The organism is Pyrodictium delaneyi, from assembly GCF_001412615.1.
Classification (GTDB): Archaea; Thermoproteota; Thermoprotei_A; order Sulfolobales; family Pyrodictiaceae; genus Pyrodictium; species Pyrodictium delaneyi.
Genome location: NZ_CP013011.1, coordinates 751,206 through 772,653 on the forward strand (window position 1 = coordinate 751,206; position 21,448 = coordinate 772,653).

Annotated in this window: 19 protein-coding genes; 7 read left to right on the plus strand and 12 right to left on the minus strand. The window is 52.5% G+C overall.

Annotation, left to right across the window (positions count from 1 at the left end; all coding sequences use genetic code 11):
• Positions 1-13: 13 nt before the first annotated feature.
• Positions 14-1,399, minus strand: a complete 1,386-nt coding sequence (gene hemA / locus Pyrde_RS03910) for a glutamyl-tRNA reductase (protein WP_055408382.1) — start codon at positions 1,397-1,399, stop codon at positions 14-16.
• Between the two features lie 170 nt (positions 1,400-1,569).
• Between hemA and Pyrde_RS03915 the strand changes: the two genes are divergently transcribed.
• On the plus strand, positions 1,570-2,367 hold the full coding sequence (locus Pyrde_RS03915; RefSeq protein WP_055408384.1) for a helix-turn-helix domain-containing protein: 798 nt from the start codon (positions 1,570-1,572) through the stop codon (positions 2,365-2,367).
• 355 nt (positions 2,368-2,722) lie between these two features.
• Positions 2,723-3,208, plus strand: a complete 486-nt coding sequence (locus Pyrde_RS03920; RefSeq protein ID WP_055408386.1) for a DUF2795 domain-containing protein — start codon at positions 2,723-2,725, stop codon at positions 3,206-3,208.
• A 58-nt stretch (positions 3,209-3,266) separates the two neighbouring features.
• Here Pyrde_RS03920 and Pyrde_RS10615 read toward each other — a convergent pair whose 3' ends face one another.
• The 11 genes from Pyrde_RS10615 to Pyrde_RS03970 all read right to left on the minus strand — a co-directional run bounded on the left by Pyrde_RS10615 (position 3,267) and on the right by Pyrde_RS03970 (position 13,988).
• Entirely contained in the window at positions 3,267-3,635 is a 369-nt protein-coding gene (locus Pyrde_RS10615; RefSeq protein ID WP_143522041.1) for a helix-turn-helix domain-containing protein, read from the minus strand.
• Positions 3,636-3,721: 86 nt separating this feature from the next.
• Complete coding sequence (locus Pyrde_RS03925; protein WP_088171710.1) at positions 3,722-4,969, minus strand: aminotransferase class V-fold PLP-dependent enzyme; 1,248 nt, start codon at positions 4,967-4,969, stop codon at positions 3,722-3,724.
• A 52-nt stretch (positions 4,970-5,021) separates the two neighbouring features.
• A complete protein-coding gene (locus Pyrde_RS03930; RefSeq protein WP_055408388.1) occupies positions 5,022-6,233 on the minus strand; it encodes a PLP-dependent cysteine synthase family protein in 1,212 nt (403 codons plus the stop codon).
• Positions 6,234-6,293: 60 nt separating this feature from the next.
• Positions 6,294-6,710: a ParB N-terminal domain-containing protein gene (locus tag Pyrde_RS03935; RefSeq protein ID WP_231656791.1), complete on the minus strand. Its 417-nt coding sequence runs from the start codon at positions 6,708-6,710 to the stop codon at positions 6,294-6,296.
• 139 nt (positions 6,711-6,849) lie between these two features.
• Positions 6,850-7,185, minus strand: coding sequence for a hypothetical protein (locus Pyrde_RS03940; protein ID WP_055408392.1), 336 nt, complete (start codon positions 7,183-7,185; stop codon positions 6,850-6,852).
• Positions 7,186-7,539: 354 nt separating this feature from the next.
• Positions 7,540-9,087, minus strand: coding sequence for an RAD55 family ATPase (locus tag Pyrde_RS03945; protein ID WP_082419456.1), 1,548 nt, complete (start codon positions 9,085-9,087; stop codon positions 7,540-7,542).
• 398 nt (positions 9,088-9,485) lie between these two features.
• A complete protein-coding gene (locus tag Pyrde_RS03950; protein ID WP_055408396.1) occupies positions 9,486-10,382 on the minus strand; it encodes a type II secretion system F family protein in 897 nt (298 codons plus the stop codon).
• Between the two features lie 12 nt (positions 10,383-10,394).
• Entirely contained in the window at positions 10,395-11,240 is an 846-nt protein-coding gene (locus Pyrde_RS03955; RefSeq protein WP_055408398.1) for a type II secretion system F family protein, read from the minus strand.
• Positions 11,206-12,816, minus strand: a complete 1,611-nt coding sequence (locus Pyrde_RS03960) for a type II/IV secretion system ATPase subunit (RefSeq protein ID WP_180385428.1) — start codon at positions 12,814-12,816, stop codon at positions 11,206-11,208. Before Pyrde_RS03960 ends, Pyrde_RS03955 begins: the two co-directional genes overlap by 35 nt.
• 202 nt (positions 12,817-13,018) lie before the next feature.
• Positions 13,019-13,423 carry an archaellin/type IV pilin N-terminal domain-containing protein gene (locus Pyrde_RS03965; protein ID WP_055408400.1) on the minus strand — a complete coding sequence of 135 codons (405 nt, stop codon included), beginning with the start codon at positions 13,421-13,423 and terminating at the stop codon, positions 13,019-13,021.
• 118 nt (positions 13,424-13,541) lie between these two features.
• On the minus strand, positions 13,542-13,988 hold the full coding sequence (locus Pyrde_RS03970) for an archaellin/type IV pilin N-terminal domain-containing protein (protein WP_055408402.1): 447 nt from the start codon (positions 13,986-13,988) through the stop codon (positions 13,542-13,544).
• A 483-nt stretch (positions 13,989-14,471) separates the two neighbouring features.
• Here Pyrde_RS03970 and Pyrde_RS03980 point away from each other — a divergent pair, with 483 nt between their 5' ends.
• From Pyrde_RS03980 to ccsA, 5 genes are all read left to right on the plus strand, one after another.
• Complete coding sequence (locus Pyrde_RS03980) at positions 14,472-16,058, plus strand: transglutaminase-like domain-containing protein (RefSeq protein ID WP_219336911.1); 1,587 nt, start codon at positions 14,472-14,474, stop codon at positions 16,056-16,058.
• Positions 16,059-16,084: 26 nt separating this feature from the next.
• Positions 16,085-16,357, plus strand: coding sequence for a hypothetical protein (locus Pyrde_RS03985; RefSeq protein ID WP_143522040.1), 273 nt, complete (start codon positions 16,085-16,087; stop codon positions 16,355-16,357).
• Positions 16,354-17,001, plus strand: a complete 648-nt coding sequence (locus tag Pyrde_RS03990; protein ID WP_055408410.1) for a hypothetical protein — start codon at positions 16,354-16,356, stop codon at positions 16,999-17,001. The genes Pyrde_RS03985 and Pyrde_RS03990 overlap by 4 nt, the downstream gene beginning before the upstream one ends.
• Before the next feature lie 178 nt (positions 17,002-17,179).
• Positions 17,180-18,364, plus strand: a complete 1,185-nt coding sequence (locus tag Pyrde_RS03995) for a thioredoxin domain-containing protein (protein WP_082419459.1) — start codon at positions 17,180-17,182, stop codon at positions 18,362-18,364.
• Between the two features lie 31 nt (positions 18,365-18,395).
• Entirely contained in the window at positions 18,396-21,383 is a 2,988-nt protein-coding gene (ccsA, locus tag Pyrde_RS04000) for a cytochrome c biogenesis protein CcsA (protein WP_055408414.1), read from the plus strand.
• Positions 21,384-21,448 lie beyond the last annotated feature (65 nt).

The following is a 21,448-nucleotide window of genomic DNA, read 5'->3' on the forward strand; positions in this document are numbered from 1 at the left end:
CCCGGTGCTAATGCTAAGGCGGGCAGCGTAGCCGGTTCCTGGGCGGCGAGTCGCGCTCGGGACGGTTGGTGACCCTCTTCTCTATCTCGCGGCGGAACTGCTCCACAATCTCCTCGAGCACGTGAGCCTGCCCGTTCACTGCGGCGCGGTGAGCGTAGACTATCATGGGGCGTAGCAGCTTCTTGACCAGGCTCTGGGCGAAGTCCCCCGTGGCCGTCAGCGCGGCGCCGTCGACGCCCAAGCCCCGTAGCCTGCCGTGTAGCTCCTGGAGCTCCTCCTCCACGACGCGGCCCGCATACTCCATCATAACCGCTATGGCCTCGTCAGCGGCCCTCCTCATCCAGGCCTTCCGGAAGAGGGCGAGCTGCTCCTCTACTATCCTCTCCGCCTTTGGGACCTCCTGGCGGCGACGCTCCAGGGTCTTTTGTATCACCTTCTCGAGGCCCTGGAGCCCTATGTAGCCGAGGTGGCTGGGCACCGGTAGCTCCACAGCCGAGGGGTTTGAGACGTCTACTACCAGTGCACCGTGCTTCATCCTCTCTAGCAGATCCCGGGTGAGTAGAGGCTTATCCACAGTAACAGCGACAAAGACGACGTCGGCATACTCTAGGAGCTCTGGTAGCTTGTCGAGACTGTAGGCCTCCCCGCTTACCTTCTTTGCCAGCCTCTCTGCTCTCTCATAGGTACGGTTGACTACCATTAGTCGGGCGCTGCTGCTCTTTTGCCGAATCAGGGTGGCTATTATTGAGCCAGCTTCACCCGCGCCTACGACTAGGACTCTTCTCCCATCGTAGCTCCCGAGAACCTTCTCGGCGGCATGCACGGCTGCTCCGGGCGCGCCCACGTTGCCGTAGGATATCATGGTCTTGCTACGTACTAGCTTACCAGTCTTAACGGCGTAGTGGAAGAGGAGGGACATGTATTTGCCCGCATAGCCCCGGCTCCTAGCGGACTCGTAGGCCTTCGCCACCTGGCCGAGGATCTCGTTCTCTCCGAGGATAGCTGACTCGAGGCCGGCAGCGACACGGAATAGGTGACGAGCCGCGTCGAGCCCCCGGAGGACGACAGCGTACTTCGCGGCGTCGCCTAGTAGGCTCTCCGCCTCGATTAGGAGCCGGGGCGATTCAAGCGCGTAAACCTCGAAACGGTTACACGTAGCAAGGATGACGAGTTCATCGGTATAGGGGTAGAGGCGCTCATAGGCTTGCTCTACGAGATTTTCAAGCTTCCCAACTACTTTGAGCGGTGCACTACGGTGGTTGATGGTTATCAGTATTAGTTCGTCAAGAGTCCTTGCCACGGGTACCACCAGCGGCTCTCCGCGGAGCTTACAGAGACAGCGCTGGCTCCACCATGCGGAGGCTTGTCCGGGTATAGATTGATAACCACCTATCCCCATTAAATAGGTTAAACCAGTCATGGGCGTGCCGGAGATATGTAGTTCTCAAATCAATCCCCAGTATTACACGATTCATAAGTATTTCAAACAGCATACTCGTATCCATCAATGGCCGTTATATCCATAAAGGGTTGCCCCCGAAAACTATCGGCGAGGAGGTAGGATAAGCCTTGCCAGCAGACCCGCTACTCGTCTTCGCTCTCCGCTATAGCAACGAAGGCCGCACGTGTATAGCACAAGAGCTTATACAAAAAGCCGAGCAACTATGCAACATGGGTAGTCTTGTAGGCTGCAAGCTGGGCGAGAGCGGCCGCGAGCTTCTACGCCCAGTTCTCGCTGCTAAGCTCCTCTATGCCTCTAACCATGAGGACAATCTAGAGGTTTGGCTCCGCGTTAGTGGCGAGCCGCAGGCCCTTCAGGCACTTGAGACTGTAATGAAAAGGGAGAAGGGTGTAAGCTTCCAAATAGTCAGCGAGAATAAGTACAGCATAATTGTACGGCTCATACTCTCCAAGGATAGATGGTGTAGTAACTGCCAGTGGTGCCCCCTAGCCAGAGCCCCGCCTGGCAGTATGGTGAAGAGTGTCCTCATGACAAGCGACTTCATGCTAGTAGAGCTTGTAGTGGCTAAGACACAGGCATTGAAGGCGCTGGAGAGTCGTGGCTTCGAGATAGTCTATAGTGCTCGTGTAGAGGAGGTAGACTTCGCCCTTACCGCGAAGCAGGAGCTAGCCCTCGTGTTAGCCTACCTCTACGGCTACTACAGCCACCCCAGGAAGATAAGCATCAAGGAGCTAGCAGCTAAGCTTCGCATATCGAGCTCGGCACTAGCGGAGCTACTCCGCAAAGCAGAGCTAAAGGTGATAACACGCTACGTCATGGAGGAGCTGCCTCACTACCTGATACACCAGGTTATGTATGCTATACCGGTGCCCCGAGAAGGTCGTTCTGGCAAGACACAGTCCTAGTAGCTCTCCGTCGTGCAGCACCTTCACCTAGGTATCCACGTCTCACTGATTGCGGGTTTTAGGTATCATACATTGGCTCTGGTTGTTCCCCGCTCTAGTGCATCCTTTGTCCCATTATGCTCTAGAGAATCGAGCATGCCTCGGGGCTGGTGGGTATACTGGTCGATACACTAGGGGGTATATCAGCCCACTTGTCAACTCTCTGTATCCCTAATAAGCTGGATGTTGCCTCGTTTCTAGCCTTGCTCTTTCTTTGGTAGTTTCGGGCAACCTTTAAGCCGGTAGCTCCTACTATTATCTAATACTAGTATAACTGGGGCTTCCAGAGAACCGGAGGCATGGGGGTGGATAACCCATGCCGAGGAGGGGTATCAACTGGGCAGTTGAGGTCCTCCGGAGGATTAAGGGGCTAGAATTCCCAGTGACTAAGGAGCAGCTACGCGAGAAGCTCAGGGACTTCTACTACTACGGTATACCGGCGACCCGGATCCTCGACGAGGTAGAGAAGGAGAGCTTTGCTAGCCCGGCTGAACTCCTAAAGGAACTGGCAGAGGCTATACGGAGGCTTGAGGAGCGTGGAGAACTACCGGTGACTGCTAGGAGGGGCATTAACTGGGCTGCTGAGGTGCTGAAGAGGATACGCGGCTTAAGCTTCCCCGCATCCAAGGAGCAGGTGAAGGAGAGACTCGCTGGGCTGGCTTGGCACGGCGTTAACATTGAGAGAATCCTCGACGAGGTGGAGAGGGAGAGTTTCGCTAGCCCGGCTGAGCTCCTAAAGGAGCTAGCGGAGGCAATAAGGAGGCTTGAGGAGAGAGGCGAGCTGCAGGTAGCCCAACACTAGCACCGGTAGCTACCATAATCGGATCATTTTTGTATGTAGCATATGTAGCAACTGTGGATCATTTCACTTGTTGATATTTTGGCCGCTCTGTTGGACAGGTTTTACCCATCAAACTGAGTAATTGACGACATATGGTACACATGTCTATGGGTTCCCCTTTGAGGAGACGCTGGGATATCCACTCTACTAGCTCGCTGAAGCCTGACAACTTTTCTAGCTCGTCTAGTCCCTGAGGGCGTCGATGACCACGGAGTACATAGTTGAGAAGTGGTTGTTGTACTCCCGTGAGTTTGGCTGCTTTTAGCTGGGTAACGCCATGTTTCTTTACTAGGTGTATAGCGACGGCTATCCTAATGAGCCGGGAGTACCGGGTTACGTACTCTTCGCAAACAGATGGTGTTATCAGCGATTTATTTATAGTTGACATGCTGTATCCCTTCTATCCTTAGCTCGGGGTACCCTTGACCCTATGCTATAGTTTGGGCTGCAATTCTGTCTACCGCTCTGTGGCGATCAAGCCGTCTTCGTCAACTTTTCAAGGACCTTAGCGAGGCGGTCTATGTCTTCGGGTCCGTTGTATATGTAGAAGCTAGCCCGTACGGTGCCCCGCTCGAGGCCTAGGCTACGGTGCAGCGGCTCGGCACAGTGGAAGCCGGCGCGTACAGCTACCCCCTCCATGCCTAGAGCTAGCGCGACGGCGTGTGGCGCCTGGCCCTCGATGTTGAAGGCTACTATCCCTAGCCTGTCCTGGGTCTCCCAGCTCACTGGCTGGAAGCCCGGCACTTCCCTTAGCCTCTTCAGCGCATACTCTAGGAGGGTCTTCTCGTGCGCCTCTACCTTGTCCATGCCTATCTCTGCTAGGTACTTGGCGGCCTCGGCTAGACCGACGGCTCCGGCTATGTGTGGTGTCCCGGGCTCGAACTTCCAAGGGGACTCCGCGAAATCGACCTTGAGCTCGCCGTCCTCGAGCCGGACACTCTTGACTATGCCGCCGCCCTGGAATGCTGGCTCCATCTCCTCTAGATGGTCGCTCCGTATCCAGAGCACACCTATACCCGTGGGGCCGAGCATCTTGTGTCCACTGAAGAACAGCATGTCGGCCTCGAGGCTGTATACGTCTATCCTCATGTGGGGTGTACTCTGCGCCGCGTCGACCACCACTAGGGCGCCGTGACGGTGTGCCTCCCGGGCTATCTCCCGAACTGGATTAACGTAGCCCAGCACGTTGCTAGCATGTGTTAGAGTCACTACCGTTGTCTGGTCGTCGATCATACTGAGTAATACGTCTAGGTCTAGCCTCCCGTTCTCCTGGCGCACGGGAGCTAGCTCCAGGCGGGCCCCGGCGAGCCGGGCAACAGTCCTCCAGGGCAGTAGGTTGCTATGGTGCTCCATCACAGTGGCCACTATCTTGCTGCCCCTCCGGATCACGTTGTTGAGTAGCAGCATGTATGCGGCCATGTTGGCGGAGTCGCTCGCGTTGCGTGTGAATATTATCTCGCCGGGGCTCCGGGCGCCTATGAACCTGGCTATGGTCTCGTGGGCCTCCTCGTAGAGCCGGGTAGCCTCTACAGCCAGCTCGTAGAGCCCCCGGGCTACGTTCGCATTGCTATGCCAGTAGAACCGGTCGACAGCCTCTATGACGCGGTGCGGCTTCTGTGTAGTAGCGGCGTTGTCGAGGTAGACTAGCCCCGGCTTCTCCTGGAATATGGGGAAGTCTGTGCGAATGCTCTCGTAGTCTAAGAGGAAACCTATACCTGGCACGGTTCAAGCACCCGTAGAGACAGCAGGCATGGATGAAGAGGGTGTGTAGAGCCTAGTTCCCAGCTGTGCTCTGGCTCTCGAAGTATTCGTTGAGCTGCTCCACGTATTTGAAGCCGTTGTCGGGGAAGACGAGGACGTAATCGCCTTCCTCCAGCTCTCCACGGTCCCTGAGCTTCATGAAGGCTGCTGCTACGGCGCCGCTGCTGAGGCCGGGTAGAATGCCGTCCCGGCGAGCCACAGTCAGTAGTGCTTCTATCGCCTCGCGTCTCGTGACCTCTACCACGGCGTCAGGTTTGACCCAGTGTATCCACTTCATGCCGGTCTCGACCCTGCGTATACCGGGTATCACCTCGCCCTTGGCTGGCTGAACCATGTAGATCTTCGTGCCGCCGACCCGGTTCTTGAAGTAGAACGTTATCGCTGCCATGTGGCCGGAGGTCCCTATGCCGCCCACTATGCCTCGGGGATTTACCCCGGCTGTGCGTAGCTGTAGCTCGAGCTCCTTAGCAGTATAGCGCAGGTGCACCAAGAAGTTAGCATCGTTGCCGAACTGGTCGATGTGGAGAGCCCTGTCCCGGGCAGCGTCCCTCCGTACATCTTCGAGGAGGTCGACAGTGAGTGGTTTCTCGGTTCTTATCACCTCGGCGCCGAGAGCACGTAGCAGCGTGTCACTAGCCTTCTGTATAACGCGGGGGATGTACAGCCGTACCTTGAACCCATGTATAGCGGCCATGGCGGCTAGTGCCATACCCGTGTTAGTTGATGTAGCCTCGTACACTTTGTCGCCGCGCCAACCGTTCTCAAGGGCTTGCTTGACCATGTACCAGCCTATACGGTCCTTCACGCTCATGCTGTAGGGATTGTACCACTCCAGCTTAGCCCATACCCGGAACCCGTCCCCCGAGAGGCTACGCAGTCCTACTAGCGGCGTAGGCCAGCCCCGGTACAACAGCTCCATAGTGTCCCGGAAGACCCTCATCGGGGCGGGATCAATGTCGTCGTAGAACCCTAGATCCTCGAGCTTCAGCTCAATAGGTACCGTTTTGTCACGTGATGCTGGGATGCGACGAACGCCGAGCAGTCTCAGCGACCAGTAGATCCGTCGTGCTTCCTCGCCTAGCACTTTACCGCTGCTATCAACGGGTATTGCAGAGGTCAGGCTGTTTTTCTGTAGAAGCTCGGCCATAACGCCTAGTAGCTCTTGGAGATTAGGCCGTGCTCCAGCGTCTAGCTCCTCTATGGGTACAAGTATGAATCCGGCCACGGCCTGTTACACCACCTTTAGAACCACCTGCAGGATTAAACACCGTACGTCAAGTCTAGGCTAACTAAGGAGCACCTTGAGGGGGGTGTCTACTCGGGGTATCTCGAAGCAGACACGGTGCCGGCTTGTCTTAGGTGGGAGTAGCTTCTTCTCAAGTCCAGCCCTAACTACTAGGCTCTTGTCGACACTTATGTTGGGTCTCCACGAGCCGACCTCTACACAGGGCGAGTCGTACTCTACCAGTACTGCTGGTACATACTTCGCACCGAGCTGGCGCAGTGCTGCCACCCGGTGGTGTCCATCAAGTATAACCATGGTCTTGGCGTCTACCAGTACTGGGTATAGTAGGCGACTACGACGACGGATATCTTCGGCTATCTTCTTGACGTGATCCTCTACTACCTCCTCATGTGGGCGCAGGGCGTCTATTGGGACTAGACTGATGCGGTAGGCTTGCCGGAGACTTGCTCTCTGCACTCCTACCCCAGCCTCCAGAACCCGCCTATAACAGTGTTATAGAGCTTATCAGTATTTCCCCATTAGTGTAAAAACTATCCATAATAAACAGAACAAAAATGTAAATCTATTATGGCGACGCCCGAGAATCCAAGGAGCCCTAGAATCTGCCACCTCTCCCCCGGTCCGCAGCACGTTTCAGTATGCGCTTAACCGGCTCTGGATCACCTTTCTCAAGAGCATTAATCGCGTTTAAAACCTCAAGCGCAGAGCGGGAGAATCCTAGGAGCACACTCCGGAGAATAACACGAGCCTTACGCGGATCCTTCTGGTAAGAGAGAAGAACCTTGTAGGCGGCAAGAGGATCACGAACTAGGAGGGTAGCAAAATCTACACGATAGGAAGCAAAAGCACGGTTGTCAAGTACCGCAAGGGCGCCCATGGCTACAGAGCGTAGACGTTCACGTACAAGCTGGATAACATTGCTATCCTGCATAAGCCCTTGGCACCTCTATATATGGAGCGGGTATAGACTTAGCAAGGCATCGATATGTGCACTTAGACCTATGAATAAGAGGCACTATTTGATGGGTCTTAATAATAGTACGCACCTTTCCGGTCGTGGTGATCCGTGTATAACGACTCTCCAAGAATACGACATATGGTCTCTAAGAGGCGAGCATGGATGTTTTCACAATCCAGGTAATAGGTAGTGTATGGTACCCTAACCCTATACGCTCTGTCGTTTCCGCTTTTGGGAAATGCCTGTGGCTGTACTGCAACAGCTCTCTAGGGAAAACTTGTATCATTAATTATCATTAATTCTATTGTGTTCAAAAAGCGTGGAGTGCTAGCCGATGCAGTGGAGTTCTGCAAGCTTTTGCGTATCAACCGACATGTTAAAGTGTATATGGGCCAGCTGGTGATATACCTCTACACCCATGTCTAACGTTAAGCCGGAGTATCGTTTTTCATTGTAGTAGTCCGATAAACGCCCTGGACTCGTTTCTAGATACATACCCATATCGAACATTGCTGCAAGATCGAGTTCAGACATTGCTGAACGCATTGGTAGGGAGTAGAGATAGAACCCTGTTATACCGTTCCTCTTATTGCGGAGTAGCATGTTGTAAAGGTTGAACAAAAGCTCCCTCTCTTCAACCATTGCCTTGAGTATTTCTAGTCCTTCAAATATAGCTATTTCGGGACGTATTTTTTCCATAGCTAAATGCATTATATCATTTAGCTCATTTACAGTGTATGCGCTAGGGTTCAATGAAATGACATGAAGCTGGCGAAGCTTGCTTGCCGTATTTCTCCCCTTAGAACTCATATCGAGCATACAGCGCGCCATATTGGAAATCGCTTGGGGGCTTGATTTGAAACTTATCACCAATACACTAATTGGTTCGCTCATTATAAACGATGTTGCTAGCATAGAAGTTACAAGTCTACTATTAACAGTAGTTGACAAGCCTATTAGTACTTGGGCACCACGAGGAATTGATAACACACGGCATATGGCGCGTAATGCTGCCTGGGTCTCCTGCTCGGAGCCGGGAGCAGTAATCCGTATAAGGTACCTATCGTTGACACGTAGCGAGCCTAGCAGCTTACAGAGATCATACGTTTTCGTTATGTCAAATGGAGGTACCTCCTCTGGTTCTTCGGGGAGGCTGATCTCGATTACCACCCCGGGCCTCATGTAGAAGGGTAGCTCGGCCTGGTGTATCGGAGCCCAGCGGGCCTTACGCAGCTCTAGGATGCGCTGCAGCTTGCCTTGCTCTATCTGGAACCGGAGTATGAACACAGCATCAACGATGAACTCCTCTATACCGTAGCCTACTACCCGTGCTCCATAGGGATGCTCAGCTATGAGAATCGAGGTCACGCCCAGAGGTTTGAGTCCGTTTACGAAGAAGTTCTGCAACAATTCTCGTATTTTTGCTTTATCTCGTACTATCTGGAGCATTGCTGTTATGCTATCTATTACTATTCTCCGCGCCTTTACCTCGTCTACTAGCCTTAGGACCTCCTCTAGCTGGGAGATAAGGGCATCTTCGTCAACTATTGTAAGGGCTTCTACGTAGTGAAAGAGGCCATCCTTTTCTAGAGACTCAAAATCCATGCCAAGCATGGCCATGTGGTTGAGAAAGTCGTTACGTGGTTCAACAAAGTTAAGGTATATACCTGGTTCCTTGAATCGTCGTGCTCCTTCATAAAGGAATTTTGCGGCAAATGTAGACTTTCCGGTACCTGGATTGCCGGCAAGAAGTACGACGGCGCCGCGAGGAAACCCACCGTTTAACAAGCGGTCAAGCCCATAGATCCCAGATGGCACTATCTCGACGCGCCTAGTTATTCCACCTAATTCCTTCATCAAATCTTCCGCCTTCATGACTTCTATCCCTCAGTCTCGCTATTATATGTCTTTGCGCTCTTGTAACAGACACGCCTCCGAAACTTCTGTTGCAAACTTCAAACTCACCATACTTTTATATATATCCTCCTACCCTAATAATGCATGCCACGGGTTTCCCTAACCAACCTTGGTCAAGTCTAGCACTGAAAGGGGTTAGTTGTATGCTATCCTATTAGCACATAGCACAGAAAGCTTTAAGCAAACCATATGCGTAGCTCCACCTTAGCTTCGAACAAGACACGAACACAGTCTTCGTGTACTCCCCCGCTGCGCGGGGGTAGATATGTGTTATACTTTACGCTCACTCGAGTCCGACTCGATATTTCGTGTATACATTTATATTATCGTGAGGTCAACTAAATAGATTAGTTAAGCTATCTAACTATTGTGGGGGAGAGAAGATAGGCAGCCATACTGGCGAGAGTTAACAGGACAACATACTTTGAGGCAAGGAGTGTATAGTTGTGGACGACTTTTGCTATGACAATAGCTGATGCCAATACTATTGTGTTCAATGAATAGAAATAGAGGCCAGCAAGTATGGCCGTATCGACTGCCCCGCCGAACCCGGGTATGCTGCTCATGGCTGTTTTCTCCACTAATGCTTGGACTATGCCGGCTGCTACTGCGTAGGTGAGTGAGGCTAGCGAAACCACGAAGCTATACTCTGAGAGCCTGGACTGGGTCATTTTCATCAGTCTCCTGCTCTCTCTTGAGTGCGTGGCAGCAGCTGTGAGGACCTCGTGTATCATGCCGCCACTCTTTGAGGCAGTCACAATGCTTCGTGCTAGTAGTCTTATTCTGCGGGGTGCACGGCGGAATGCTTCCTCAAAAGCCTTGTCAAGGTCGCCGGTGGTGCGGTATATCCTGGCCATTCGCTCCACGTAGAGAGCTAGGGGGGGTTTAAGCACTCGAGCAGCACGGAGCAACGCATCGGCAGTAGAGCCGCTGGAGGCGGCTAGTCCAGCGTACGTCGAGAGGAACTCGGCAAGCTCTTCGTCGAGTATGTCTATTAGTCTTGCAGTGCGTCGCGCGTAGATGTAGACTGGTAGAGAGGCTGTGGCAAGAGCGCCTGCAAGCTGTATCATAGTTCCCTTGTCGGTGACAACTGGAATCATGTAGAATAGTTTGAAGCTATGCCGGGGTATTAGCCAGTCGACGCCAAGTATGGTGGCTAGCCTTCCAGCTAACAAGGGGTAGGCTAGTAGCCAGGCAACGGCAGATGCTATGGCCAACAGTGCTACAGCAACCTTGGTAGCTGTCTCATCCATCGTGGCAGCCCCCTAGACTCTAATTCTCGACACCATGGAGTCAACTATTACTATCACAGCAGCGCTCATCATTGGGACAAGTATAAAAGTAGAGAGGAACAATAGGCTGTCGAAGCTCAGCCCCGGTATAGGCTGGAACACTAACAAGAGCCCAACGACGCCTATGGCTACGGGGAGCATTACACTAACCGCTACGAAGACCTCAAGTATAGCCCCCAGGCTACTGGAGAGCTTCTCTATCTCTACTTCTAAGCCGTAGAGGTACTCCGTTATAGACGATAAGACTATCTCATTGACGCCAGTTCCCGTCCGAGCAGCGGCAGAAAGCCCTGCTAGAAGTCTACGGAGACTATACACTGGAGTGATTCGCGCAGCCTCCTCGAGGACGGTTTCCACTGGCATCCCAGCCTTAATACCGGAAGCTATGTACTCGAGCTCAATGCGGAACTCACGGAGCTCCTTCAGCTCCTTCTCGTAGAGTCTCATAAATGACTCGGCGAGCCCGGCACCTGCGAGAAGCTTCGTAGCCAGCGCCTCGGCGAAGAGCAGGAACCGAGGCTCTAGACGTCCTCCACGGTTTTTATACGCGACAACAGGTATAGCAATGTAGAGCGCCAACATCAATACAAATGATGCGAATGCGGCTCCTAAGGCGGCAATGCTTGCTATAACTGGCTGAACTCCGAGTCTTAGGTACAAGGCTATCCAGACAATCATAGCAACAGAGGAAACAACGATGACCATGACTACTAGGTAGGCTAAGGTGTAACGTTCCAGACTGGATGAGAGCCCGGACCCTAGTACGTGGTAGCGTAGGTCGGGGTTAAACCTTTCTCCCAGCCTCTCGAGCGCCTCCACTAGACCCACCGTCGGCAGCCTCCGCCTGGGCGGGCTTGAACACGTAAGGGTCAGTCTCGCTGACGGCCTCCTGGTATACGGAGTCGGGGTCACGCATATACATACGTATAATCTCGTGCAGCTCTAGCATATCCATCTTCTTTATAGCTGCCCAGCGTAGCACTGTGGCCCTCATCTCGAGGTCACGCCACACATCCCGAGGAGTCGTGACTAGAAGCTCTGCTATAGATTCCACGAACTTGCTGCTGCGAGATACGAGCATCCATGTATCGCCTCGGCTATCCCACTGGAACAACCTACCTAATGTGACTTCATCATGCTCAACATCGTATAGCCTCGTCTCGTCAACTCTCGTAATCTTACGGTACACCCTGCCACCCTTCTCGATGCGGAGGATATTCACGTAGAGCTTCGCGGCCGCTATGAGGCTCTTAGGTACATTCATCGGCGGCGAAGCGAGTCTACGTATGAGTACACCTGCGGACTCAGCATGGACCGTGGTTAGGCCGCCGTGGCCCGTGGCTAGTGCCTGGAAGAAGGCGAAAGCCTCCCGGCTGCGTATCTCACCGACAATTATAACGTCGGGTCTCATACGGAGCGCGCTCTCTACCTGCGCCTGGAGTGTGACGTTTTGTACACCTGGCATATCGGAGAGACGAGTATGCATGGCAGTCCAGTTATCGTGGAATGGTATATAGATCTCTGGTGTATCCTCAATAGTCACTATCTTGTACTCAGGCGGAAGCAGCATAGCAAGTGCGTTCAGGAGCGTGGTCTTGCCAGAGCCCGTGGGTCCATAGATAACAACACCCTGCTTATACTGTATAGCTGCCCAGAGAAGAGCCGCAACACCCTCGTCAAGTGTCCCACGGTTAATCAACTCGACGATTGTGAAGGGCTCAGCCCTGAACTTACGCACAGTAAAGCTGTGGCCTCGCCGCGACACTATATCAAGTACAATATGGACACGGTAGCCTTCAGGACGCAGCACACCCTCCACGATAGGCCTAGCGAGGCTAGGCTCACGGCCAGCCCGTAGCGCGAGCTTCATAACAACTCGCTCTAGCTCGACCGGATCGCTAAAGGTAAGCCCGCTAGTCAGCCACTCGAACTCAGTATGATAAACGAACACTGGAGTGTAGAGCCCGTTGCACGATATGTCTTCGATATAGGGATCCCTTATCATAGGGTCAAGACGGCCATAGCCAACAAGGTCTCGCGCTATATAGTAAGCTACGCCTAGAGCCTCCTGCTCGGGGTCACGACCTAGCCTCCTTAGCCTCCCCTTCCACCGCTTAATAACACTGTGAGCAAGCTTGTATGCCTCGCGTAATCCTTCGCCGAGATCCTCAAGCTCGGAGAATCTACGGAGAAGGCGTAAGTCGTTCATTATGCGTGAGAGAATTATGCTATAGGCCTTCTTACCTATATCCGTAAGCTGGGGCTCTTCGACATGGTAGAAACGTCGGCCGTCAACGTCCTCAACTATGCGAACAACTATTGATGGTTCATCAAGAACACTATATTCGCTAAGAGTTTCGACAGTTCTCCCATCGGCTTGTTTGTTCTCGGCCAACCTCTCCACCTAGCTCATAAATTACTTCGTCGTTCTACCTGTCTAGCGGTTCGGTCATCGCTCTATGTTATGTATTAGGTTATAACGGCTTCCCAATGTTGCCAGAACTCGTTAATTATATATTCAGCAGCTAGCTCGGTAAAAAAGATCTGCATAAGAAGTAGAAATTAATGTTGCAACGCCGGCTCATGAATCAGTGGGGCTAGCCGGGTACTACTGCTATTGCTTCGACTCCGTTCTTTGTAACAACCTTTACTATGATAGTACCGCTGTCTGGTATGGTTACTGCAATCTGGCCTATCTTGCCAGGGTCTATGGGTGTGTTGACCGATGTATTGCTGCTTACCACTTCGCCGGTTGTTTGATTGATCACGTATACAGCGCTTATGGTGACCTGAACATCGCCTACGTTACGCACATATACTATGTCGTTGACTCTATCTACTCCATCGATTTTTATACGCTCCTGGAACCGTATGTCGTTCTGGGGAGCATTCTGTACTGTTCCGCTTATCCACAGGTATAGGAGAACGGCTGTTGCTATTGCTATGAGTACTAGTAGTGCTGTAGCTACTACAGGAGATATACCCCGTATCCCATACTGCATGGATATTCACCCTTACACGTGCTATGTTTTAGATTTGGTGAAACACATTCCCGCTATTAAACGGAATCAAGATACGACACGGTGATAGCTGAGTGGTGGGGGAAACATCTTAGCTTTGTTACTTGAGTGGTACCATGTACGTAGCTTCAACACCATTTGTTGTCACTATCCTCACCAGGGCCGTGTTACCGGTAAAGCTCCCGGCGGGTATGTTCTCGAACACGTTGATGAGGGGCGTAACGTTGCCTGGCTTGATTTCAATATTTAACGTGTCGTTTACTTTTACGATGCTGTTAGTCTGGGGATCTACCAGGTATGCTGTCGACAGGGTAGCGTTTACATCGCCAACATTACGTACATATACTGTGAAGTTGTAGTGTGTAGTGTTGGACTGCACATCAACGGTATCTATCTTTATCCGTTCTTGTAGCTGATAACTTGTCTGAGGTGTTGTCTGGACTGTTCCACTCACCCATAGATAGAGTATCACGGCTGTTGCTATTGCTATGAGTACGAGTAGTGCTGTAGCTACTACGGGGGATACGCCTCTAAGGACCTTGACCATGATCATTCACCTCGGCCGGCTCTCAGACTCCTATCCACCAGTCGTATGTAACACTCGTAAATGTATTATTAAAGATTTTGCGGATGGGCAGGTATGAATAGTGTACATGTGTGGTAATTCTGTCCTCCTAGATCGAAGCTATGAAGCTATGGAACAGTATAGGACTTCCTAATATATATGTCTATATGTCTAGATGATTCCTGCCTAGTCGAAAATGACTCATATTGGTTGCTACCACGTTATTACCCTGGCATGGTGTGTTACTGTCCCCGGAGGAGGTGCTGAGACATACCAAGAACCGCTATCCGTACACTAATGGTGTCAATGTTCATTGTCATAGCAATACTAGTCTTACTCGAATACATTCCTATGGGAAATGAAGGATACATGTCAAGTACTGTAAAGAGTTCTCCAGAGCAATCTATGTATACGAATACGGATAACTCAACGAAGATTAATTCTGAAGGTAGTAGCAACAATACCGTGACGAGCTGGTCGTCGATTTCCAGTAACGAGATTGCTAGAACAATGGATGCCACAGAAAACGAAGATATAGAGACCAAGATGACTGGCGTTGTTACTGTCACTACTACTACCACTGTGTTAGAAGAAAACAAGTTAATGCAGGATAACTTCCAATGGGAGCCTCCAGTTGTCAAATGGAGTTGGAAATGGATAGAACTAGGATGGAGGGGTCTCGTTGATGTCGAGACGACTAAGTTGCTTTCGAAGGGCTGTAGGTTTGATCCCGGCGTGTTTAACGAGTCTGCTGTAAGGTGCAGCTTGCTCCAGGCGCCTGCATTTACAAGATTGGCTCGAGCTTTAGCAGAGAATTCTTCTAGTATACTTGAGACAGCTGCGCGAGTTGCTGTATGGACGGCACTACATACCAAGTATATACCAGACGGCGAAGGCGTCGAGTACGTGTATACACCAGCAGAGACTCTTACACGAGGTGGGGGTGACTGTGAGGACCGTGCTCTCCTTGAGGCTGCGCTCCTCATAGCAGCGGGGATAGATAATGTAGTGCTGGTATCCTTTGAGTTTAACGATACTGACATAGGACACGTAGAGGCCGGAGTAATAGTTAATGGTACCCTTTATCTTCTGCCGCCAGTTAATGTTTCACTGCCTCTTGAACTCGAAGACTATGCAGGCTACATGTCGTTGCAGGGCTATAGGTTAGCCAGTGTAAAAGTCTATAACGTCAAAGTCTCTAGAAATGATGGAGCACTAGTAATAAGAGTAGGTGCTGAAGAACTCAGACCTCCTATGCCTCCAACAGAGCCTTGGAGACCCCCAAGAGCTTATCTTGATGTACTCGAAACTGAAGTTTTGCAGCTAATAGAGGGCCTTTACGGGAAGCCTCCTTGTCCCGGGTTTGTGCAGAGAGTGGTAGACTGGATGGCCGGCTATCTGCCGGAGCAGGAGCCGCCAATGATTCCGGTTGGCTACTACATGTATGCAGTGCCAATTACATTGTATAAGTCAAAACCTCTCTCCTATGCCATTGTGGAGGCACGTATTTACCTCGCATCGATGTTGGCCCAGGGGTTAGACCATTGGCTACGGGAGGAGAATCACTGGTGTGTAGTTGTTCACGCCGAAGCAGAGAATGTTGAAATGCAGTTATTCCGTTATACGCCTGGTGGCGCTCTGAAGGCTTATACCGGCCTTGCGCCGGCTACGGTGCTCCACGTGTTTAGCGGGCCCTGGCTACCCTGGTTTACGGCGAACGTAACCCTTGAAGATGGTCGACTAGTAATATACTCGAAGAACAATATCACTTCAATACTTGTCTACGGTGCGGGTATTGGTGACGATCTTGTAGAGCTAGTTGGCGTAGCTAAGCCCGGGGCCTTCTACCCCGGCTTGGAGACTGTAGAGGCTCTCAACTGGACCACGGAATATAATGGATCCCTGATAGTGATTGAATATAGTAAATTGCTTGGTGCTGTCGAAGAGAAGGCTTCTAGATTGGGTGTTGAGCCTCCATTTCTCCTAGTAGTTTGGTCGGGCGACCGGGAGTTATACGAGATGCTTCTTGTGCCCCGAGATAATGGGGGCTAATGAGCGGACGTGTGGAGGGGCTAGGTATGACGAGCCGTGCTGTGGAGAAGGCCTCCAAGGTGCAAGCCCTGCTCCAGAGTAGCGGCTTCTACGTCTCTAGGCACGCCTCCAGCATGCTCGTCATGCACTCCGACAGGATAGTCGCTACACTGCACGTCTACGACGAAGAGTGCCGTCTCCACGTCTACCGGCCCTGGATGTCCGAGAACCGGGAAGCCCTAGAACAGCTACGCACACTGCTCGCCAGACTCTGCACCAGTCTCGTGGAGAAAACTATGCCAGGGGATGCAGGAGCTTGACGCGCAGCAATACAGTTGGCCAGGAGCGGGGGCTCCCGGGCCCCCTTGGGAGGCTCGTGGAGAAATCCGGGCCTTGGAGCCTCCTCATAGTGGTTCTCGGGCTCTGGCTGCTCGAGGCAGTATACTACGCCGTCCTGGCCGCAGATGTACATGGGATAAGTCTCTCGGCTCGTGGCCTACTACTCTACCTCAAGTTGGCAGCTGCCGGGGCTCCATTGGCTGTGTTACGCTGGCTCTTCTACATGGGAGGACTCTGGCTATCAGCCTGGCTCTTCGGGGCACGGGGGCTAGACGGGAGACGTGCTCTCGTGGCAGCATCGTACACAGCGATAGCGCATACAGTCTCTGCGCTGGTGCTCGTAGTTCTCTACACTGTTCTCGGGCTAGAGCCTACGTCAACGCTGATAGCGTTGAGCTACTATGGCTCCATGATTGTGGCGTTTGCCCTCCTACTATGGGCTACCTGTAGCATGCTTGGATACAACGTCCGCGCCGTCCTAGCCGCTGTATTGGCGGTTCTCCTCGTGAACCTAACGCCCGCTGCTGCTCTCACACCCGGGTTCAATGCGTATGCAAGCCTCTCATACCTGATAGCTGGCAGCGGGGCGGGCGCGGCGAACACTACAACCGTGAGGCAGGGCTAGATACCAGCGGGATTGCTTGCTAGCAGCTCTTGATATGTAGCATTTTCTTGTATTTAACGAGAAAAACTGTGTAGTATTAATAAGGGAGAATGGAGGACGCTTGTCCTTCACGGGTCATAGTTATGGCTAACAATAACCATTAGAACCGTTTACTTCTCCTTCGGTAGCGTGGTAAGCCATGATCAGGAGTTCTATGAGGCTCGATATGAAGGGCTTTAGCCGTACTAAGCTAGCAGGAGCTATTGTAGTAGCGATTACGGCACTAGCAGCGTTAATAGTATTTGTATCAATAATGGTTGATGTTGATGCGTCGAAAGTATATACAGAATTCCTCGAAGGCGGTTACACGATTACGAGTAGCAAGCTCTTCCAAGAAAAGGTTCTAGATACTGGCGGAGCCGTAGCTGTAATGTTCCGTTCAGACACGTGTCCGACATGTGAACGTATGTACCCGTACTGGAGGATGCTCGAGGAGAAGGCCTTGTCTCTAGGATTTAAAGCCTATGATGTGAAACTCACACGGGACACTAGCACTATATTCAACAAGTACATGGTTCAAGATCTTCCTACATTTATAGTATTCTACGATGGCAAGCCCATAGCCAGGTACGTGGGTCCATTCACACCTGAGGACGGAAACGTGACCAGGGCGATGATAGACTGGGTGCTAGGTGCTCTCGAGGGCCGCAGTCTCGGGGCCGAGAAGGCTGAGTCGGCCACAGACCAGCAGACGTGGGCGGCGGGAGCGGCGTTAGCAGCCTCTGTAGCAGCTGCAGCGGCTGCCGGTGTTGTGTCGGCTTTCTCTCCTTGTGTCCTACCGCTGCTCATAACCAATAGTGTTGCTCTAGCTCGGCGTCGCAAGAATCCAGGTATAGCCGGCTGCTTAGTCTGCAGCCTCTCAGCCTTTGCCGGCATCATGGCTGTAGGTGTAGTGTTCCTATTAGCCTCCGGCCTCCTTGCCGGAGTACAAACAGTGCTCACGGGAATTGTAGCCGTGGCAGTGATGGCGGCAGGTATTTCATCACTGTTCGGCCTTCCTGCCGAGATACCAGTTACTCGCAGTATCCGCTCTGGCAGCCTAGCAGCATTTTGCGGACTTTACGGGTTCTTGGCTCTTCAGTGTAACCTTCCTCTAGTCGTCGGCGCGTTACTGCTAGTAGCGGGTAGTGGTGGCTTCACCCAGGGCTTGCTTGTGCTCCTTGCATTCTCGCTGGGTCTCTCCCTACCGCTTTCTGTAGCTGTCTACTTCGGCCCCCGTCTAGCTGTGCTAACGAGCCGAACGGGGGTACTCGAAAGACTAGGAGGCGCCGTGATGGTTCTCGCTGGAGCCGTGCTCCTAGCCTACAGCCTAGGCCTCATATAGCACAATTACGTATGAGAGGTGGTGCATTGTAATGGCTATACATTATACGGGTATAGTCCCTGCGGCAGCTGCACTCGTCTACGTAGCGGCACTAGCTTACATGCTTCTCCGCCGCGATATTGAGATATCTGCTAAACTTGTAAAGAGGGCTGCTATACTCACTATAGTAGGCTGGCTAATATACTGGATACCATTTGCGATACTAGATTATAGTCTCCGCGAAGTATTCTGGAATACTAGTCCAGGGCTCCCTCTATGGATGAGGCTTGCCTCGGCCTGGGCGGGTGGAGGAGGAAGCCTATACCTATTCGCAACAATATCGGCCATAGCAACACTCTATGTAATCCGTAGCCTAGCAGAAGCTAAGAAGCAGGATATTCTGGTAATGGGTACTGCTGCTGTAACGCTGGCAGCCATAGTTAGCGCATTCGCTAACGGCGCCTTCAGCGTGATGGAGGAACGCCCGGCTAGCGGTGCTGGGCTTAACCCGCTGCTTAAGAGTCCGTGGCTCTACCCGCACCCCCTCAGTACCTTCGGCGGCTACGCGCTACTCGCGGTAGGCATGCTAGCACTGCTCGCGGGGCTACGCCGCCGCGGCTTCCTAGTCTACGAGCTTGGCTGGGCTCTCCTAACCCTCGGCATCATGATTGGCGGCTACTGGAGCTACGAGACCTTCGGCTGGGGAGGCTACTGGGCATGGGACCCCGTAGAGACAAGCGAACTAATGGTATGGCTTGCAGCCACGCTGCTACCTCACGCTATGGTGGCCGTGCCGAGCCTAGTCGCGTTCACCGAGTACCTAACGCTTTCTAGCGTATTCCTCGGCATGTACGTGACGCGTAGCGGGCTCAGCCCTCTCCACAGCTTCGCCGCAGCCAACATAGGTGTGCTAGTACTCCTCGCCGTAGCCCTTGTTACACTCTTCCTCGCATTCCGCCGGCTAGGCGAGTTCCGCCTCCCAAGCCTAGAGAATGTGCGAAGGAGCCCCTTCCAGGCAGGCATGCTGATAGCCACCATAGCCCTCTTCGCAGCGACCGTATTTGTCTACGCGACACTGCTTCTCCCCTCAGTACTCACTGCCGCCGGGTACGAGGCTAGTGTTCCTCAGATGCAGAGTGGTGTACGCTACTTCCACCCCGTACTCTACCCGCTACTAGTAGCGATGCTAGCAGCAATCCCGCTAGCATTCACAGGAGACAAACTAGGATGGAAAGGATACACAGCACTACTCCTAACAACAACAATAGTGTCGATACTAGCTGGGCTTGCGGCGTTTCAAGGCTCTCTTGTGCTTGCGCCACTCAGCAGCAGAGAGACAAATGCATTGATGGCCTTTGGGCTTCCCTGGGCTGGGCTTGCAGCTGCTGCAACGATACTCTACATAGCTCTGCGGCTACGTAACCGCGGCGGTAGACTCGCATGGGAGCGCATGACGGGGATCAGTCTGCTACACCTGGGTCTAGCTGTTGTCGTCATCGGTGTCTTGCTCAGCGGTACATACTCGTTCAACGAGGCCTATTTCATCGATGCTAGTCTGAAGCCCGGCGAGCCTCTCGTACTCCCGAATGGTGTGAAAATAGAGCTTGTTGATTATCGGTTCGAGCTAAGCAACTCCATGGTAGACATTTATACAGGCTATGCAGGGAGAGCGACTAGCTATCTTCTCGCCTGGAATACTTTGGCGATGTTGGCCTCAGACTACGGCCAGAAGGTTAAGCAAGCGCTTGAGGCTGAGAAGCTGCTTGAGGCAAACGAAACACTACGTACCCTTGTTGAGCTGGCTGTAAAGGCTCATATCTCCGCAACACGCGGCAACATCACTATAACAGGCGCCGCTAATGTGACAGGTATAGACCTATTCACGGGAGCCAAGACACCTATAGCAGAAAACATAAACATAACAATAGAACTCGTGAATCCAAGAGTTATGGCGGCCCTAGAGCCTCTACGGGACAATCTAGGCAGGGTAAAAGCCGCCAAACTCCGCATATACATTAGTGCTGATGAAGCCATTGTGGCGGGGCTACTGGGCGGCAACATTACAGCCCGCACGGTACTCGATATAGGGTTCGCGGATCCGGTAAAACTAGTGCTTGGGAATACATCGTTTGAGATAAGTCAATTGTACCTCTTAGCGACAGGCCATACCGGTCACCCAGCAGTAGAACATCGAGGCAATACCTTCACCTATAAGCCCGTAGTGGTTATCCCGAGCGGCCGTGTAGAGGTAGGAGGATACCATATCGCTAATCCGCTAGACGTGCCAGCGAGCCTCGCAGCTTACATAGAGAGTCGCCGGGATCCCTTCCTACAGAGACTTCTCAACAGCGGCCTAGCTGAGATACTGAGCAGCGATGCTGTAGTGAAAGCTCTGAACCCTCCAGGCTGTGAACCAGTAGCAGAGACACCTCACGGAGGTTGCTTCGGCTACGTGGATGTACCTCGCACGGTTCCCGAGACTGCATGGCTAATTCTAGACCTACGTATTGAACGTGGTGATAAGGTACGTGAGGAGACTGTTGGACTCCGGTTCGAGTCGTACGGAGAAGTACAGGGTATACACGGCCTAGTAACTAAGGTTGTACATCCCCGGGTAGGACTCACAGACGTCTACATAGCGATACATGCGCCAGTGGTTACTCCAGAGTGGGGGGTCGCCGGGTACCATGAACTATTGGTCTACTATCTACACGCGGTGTACCAGTCGATGAACCTGACGCCTGCCCAGCGTATAGCCCTAGCAGCACTCATGGCTTCAGGCTACATGATGGATACAGCTCTCTCGATAAACGATCCAGCTCAGCGCGGCCGCTTCCTCGAGCAAGCAGCGCTCGAACTCTACTTGCTGGCAGAGAGCTTCAATCCTCAGAACACCACCATAGTTCGGCAGGGACTCCCTATCCAGGTCAAACTGGTCCCGGGTGTAGCGCTAGTATGGTATGGTACAGTGATCATGGCGGCTTCAGCAGTCTATACAGCTATCATTGCAGCATATACTGCGAGGAAGGGACGCGCATAAGGGAGTGAGGGCTATCCTGCTTACTCCATTTGACTAATTTTCTCTCAATTGTATTTTTCTTTTGT

Excerpts from the sequence above, each read along its gene's own strand:
- hemA (WP_055408382.1), bottom strand. The coding sequence starts at position 1,399 with ATGGGGATAGGTGGTTATCAATCTATACCCGGACAAGCCTCCGCATGG.
- Pyrde_RS03920 (WP_055408386.1), top strand. The coding sequence starts at position 2,723 with ATGCCGAGGAGGGGTATCAACTGGGCAGTTGAGGTCCTCCGGAGGATT.
- Pyrde_RS10615 (WP_143522041.1), bottom strand. The coding sequence starts at position 3,635 with ATGTCAACTATAAATAAATCGCTGATAACACCATCTGTTTGCGAAGAG.
- Pyrde_RS03940 (WP_055408392.1), bottom strand. The coding sequence starts at position 7,185 with ATGCAGGATAGCAATGTTATCCAGCTTGTACGTGAACGTCTACGCTCT.
- Pyrde_RS03945 (WP_082419456.1), bottom strand. The coding sequence starts at position 9,087 with ATGAAGGCGGAAGATTTGATGAAGGAATTAGGTGGAATAACTAGGCGC.
- Pyrde_RS03950 (WP_055408396.1), bottom strand. The coding sequence starts at position 10,382 with ATGGATGAGACAGCTACCAAGGTTGCTGTAGCACTGTTGGCCATAGCA.
- Pyrde_RS03965 (WP_055408400.1), bottom strand. The coding sequence starts at position 13,423 with ATGCAGTATGGGATACGGGGTATATCTCCTGTAGTAGCTACAGCACTA.
- Pyrde_RS03970 (WP_055408402.1), bottom strand. The coding sequence starts at position 13,988 with ATGGTCAAGGTCCTTAGAGGCGTATCCCCCGTAGTAGCTACAGCACTA.
- Pyrde_RS03985 (WP_143522040.1), top strand. The coding sequence starts at position 16,085 with ATGACGAGCCGTGCTGTGGAGAAGGCCTCCAAGGTGCAAGCCCTGCTC.
- Pyrde_RS03995 (WP_082419459.1), top strand. The coding sequence starts at position 17,180 with ATGATCAGGAGTTCTATGAGGCTCGATATGAAGGGCTTTAGCCGTACT.
- ccsA (WP_055408414.1), top strand. The coding sequence starts at position 18,396 with ATGGCTATACATTATACGGGTATAGTCCCTGCGGCAGCTGCACTCGTC.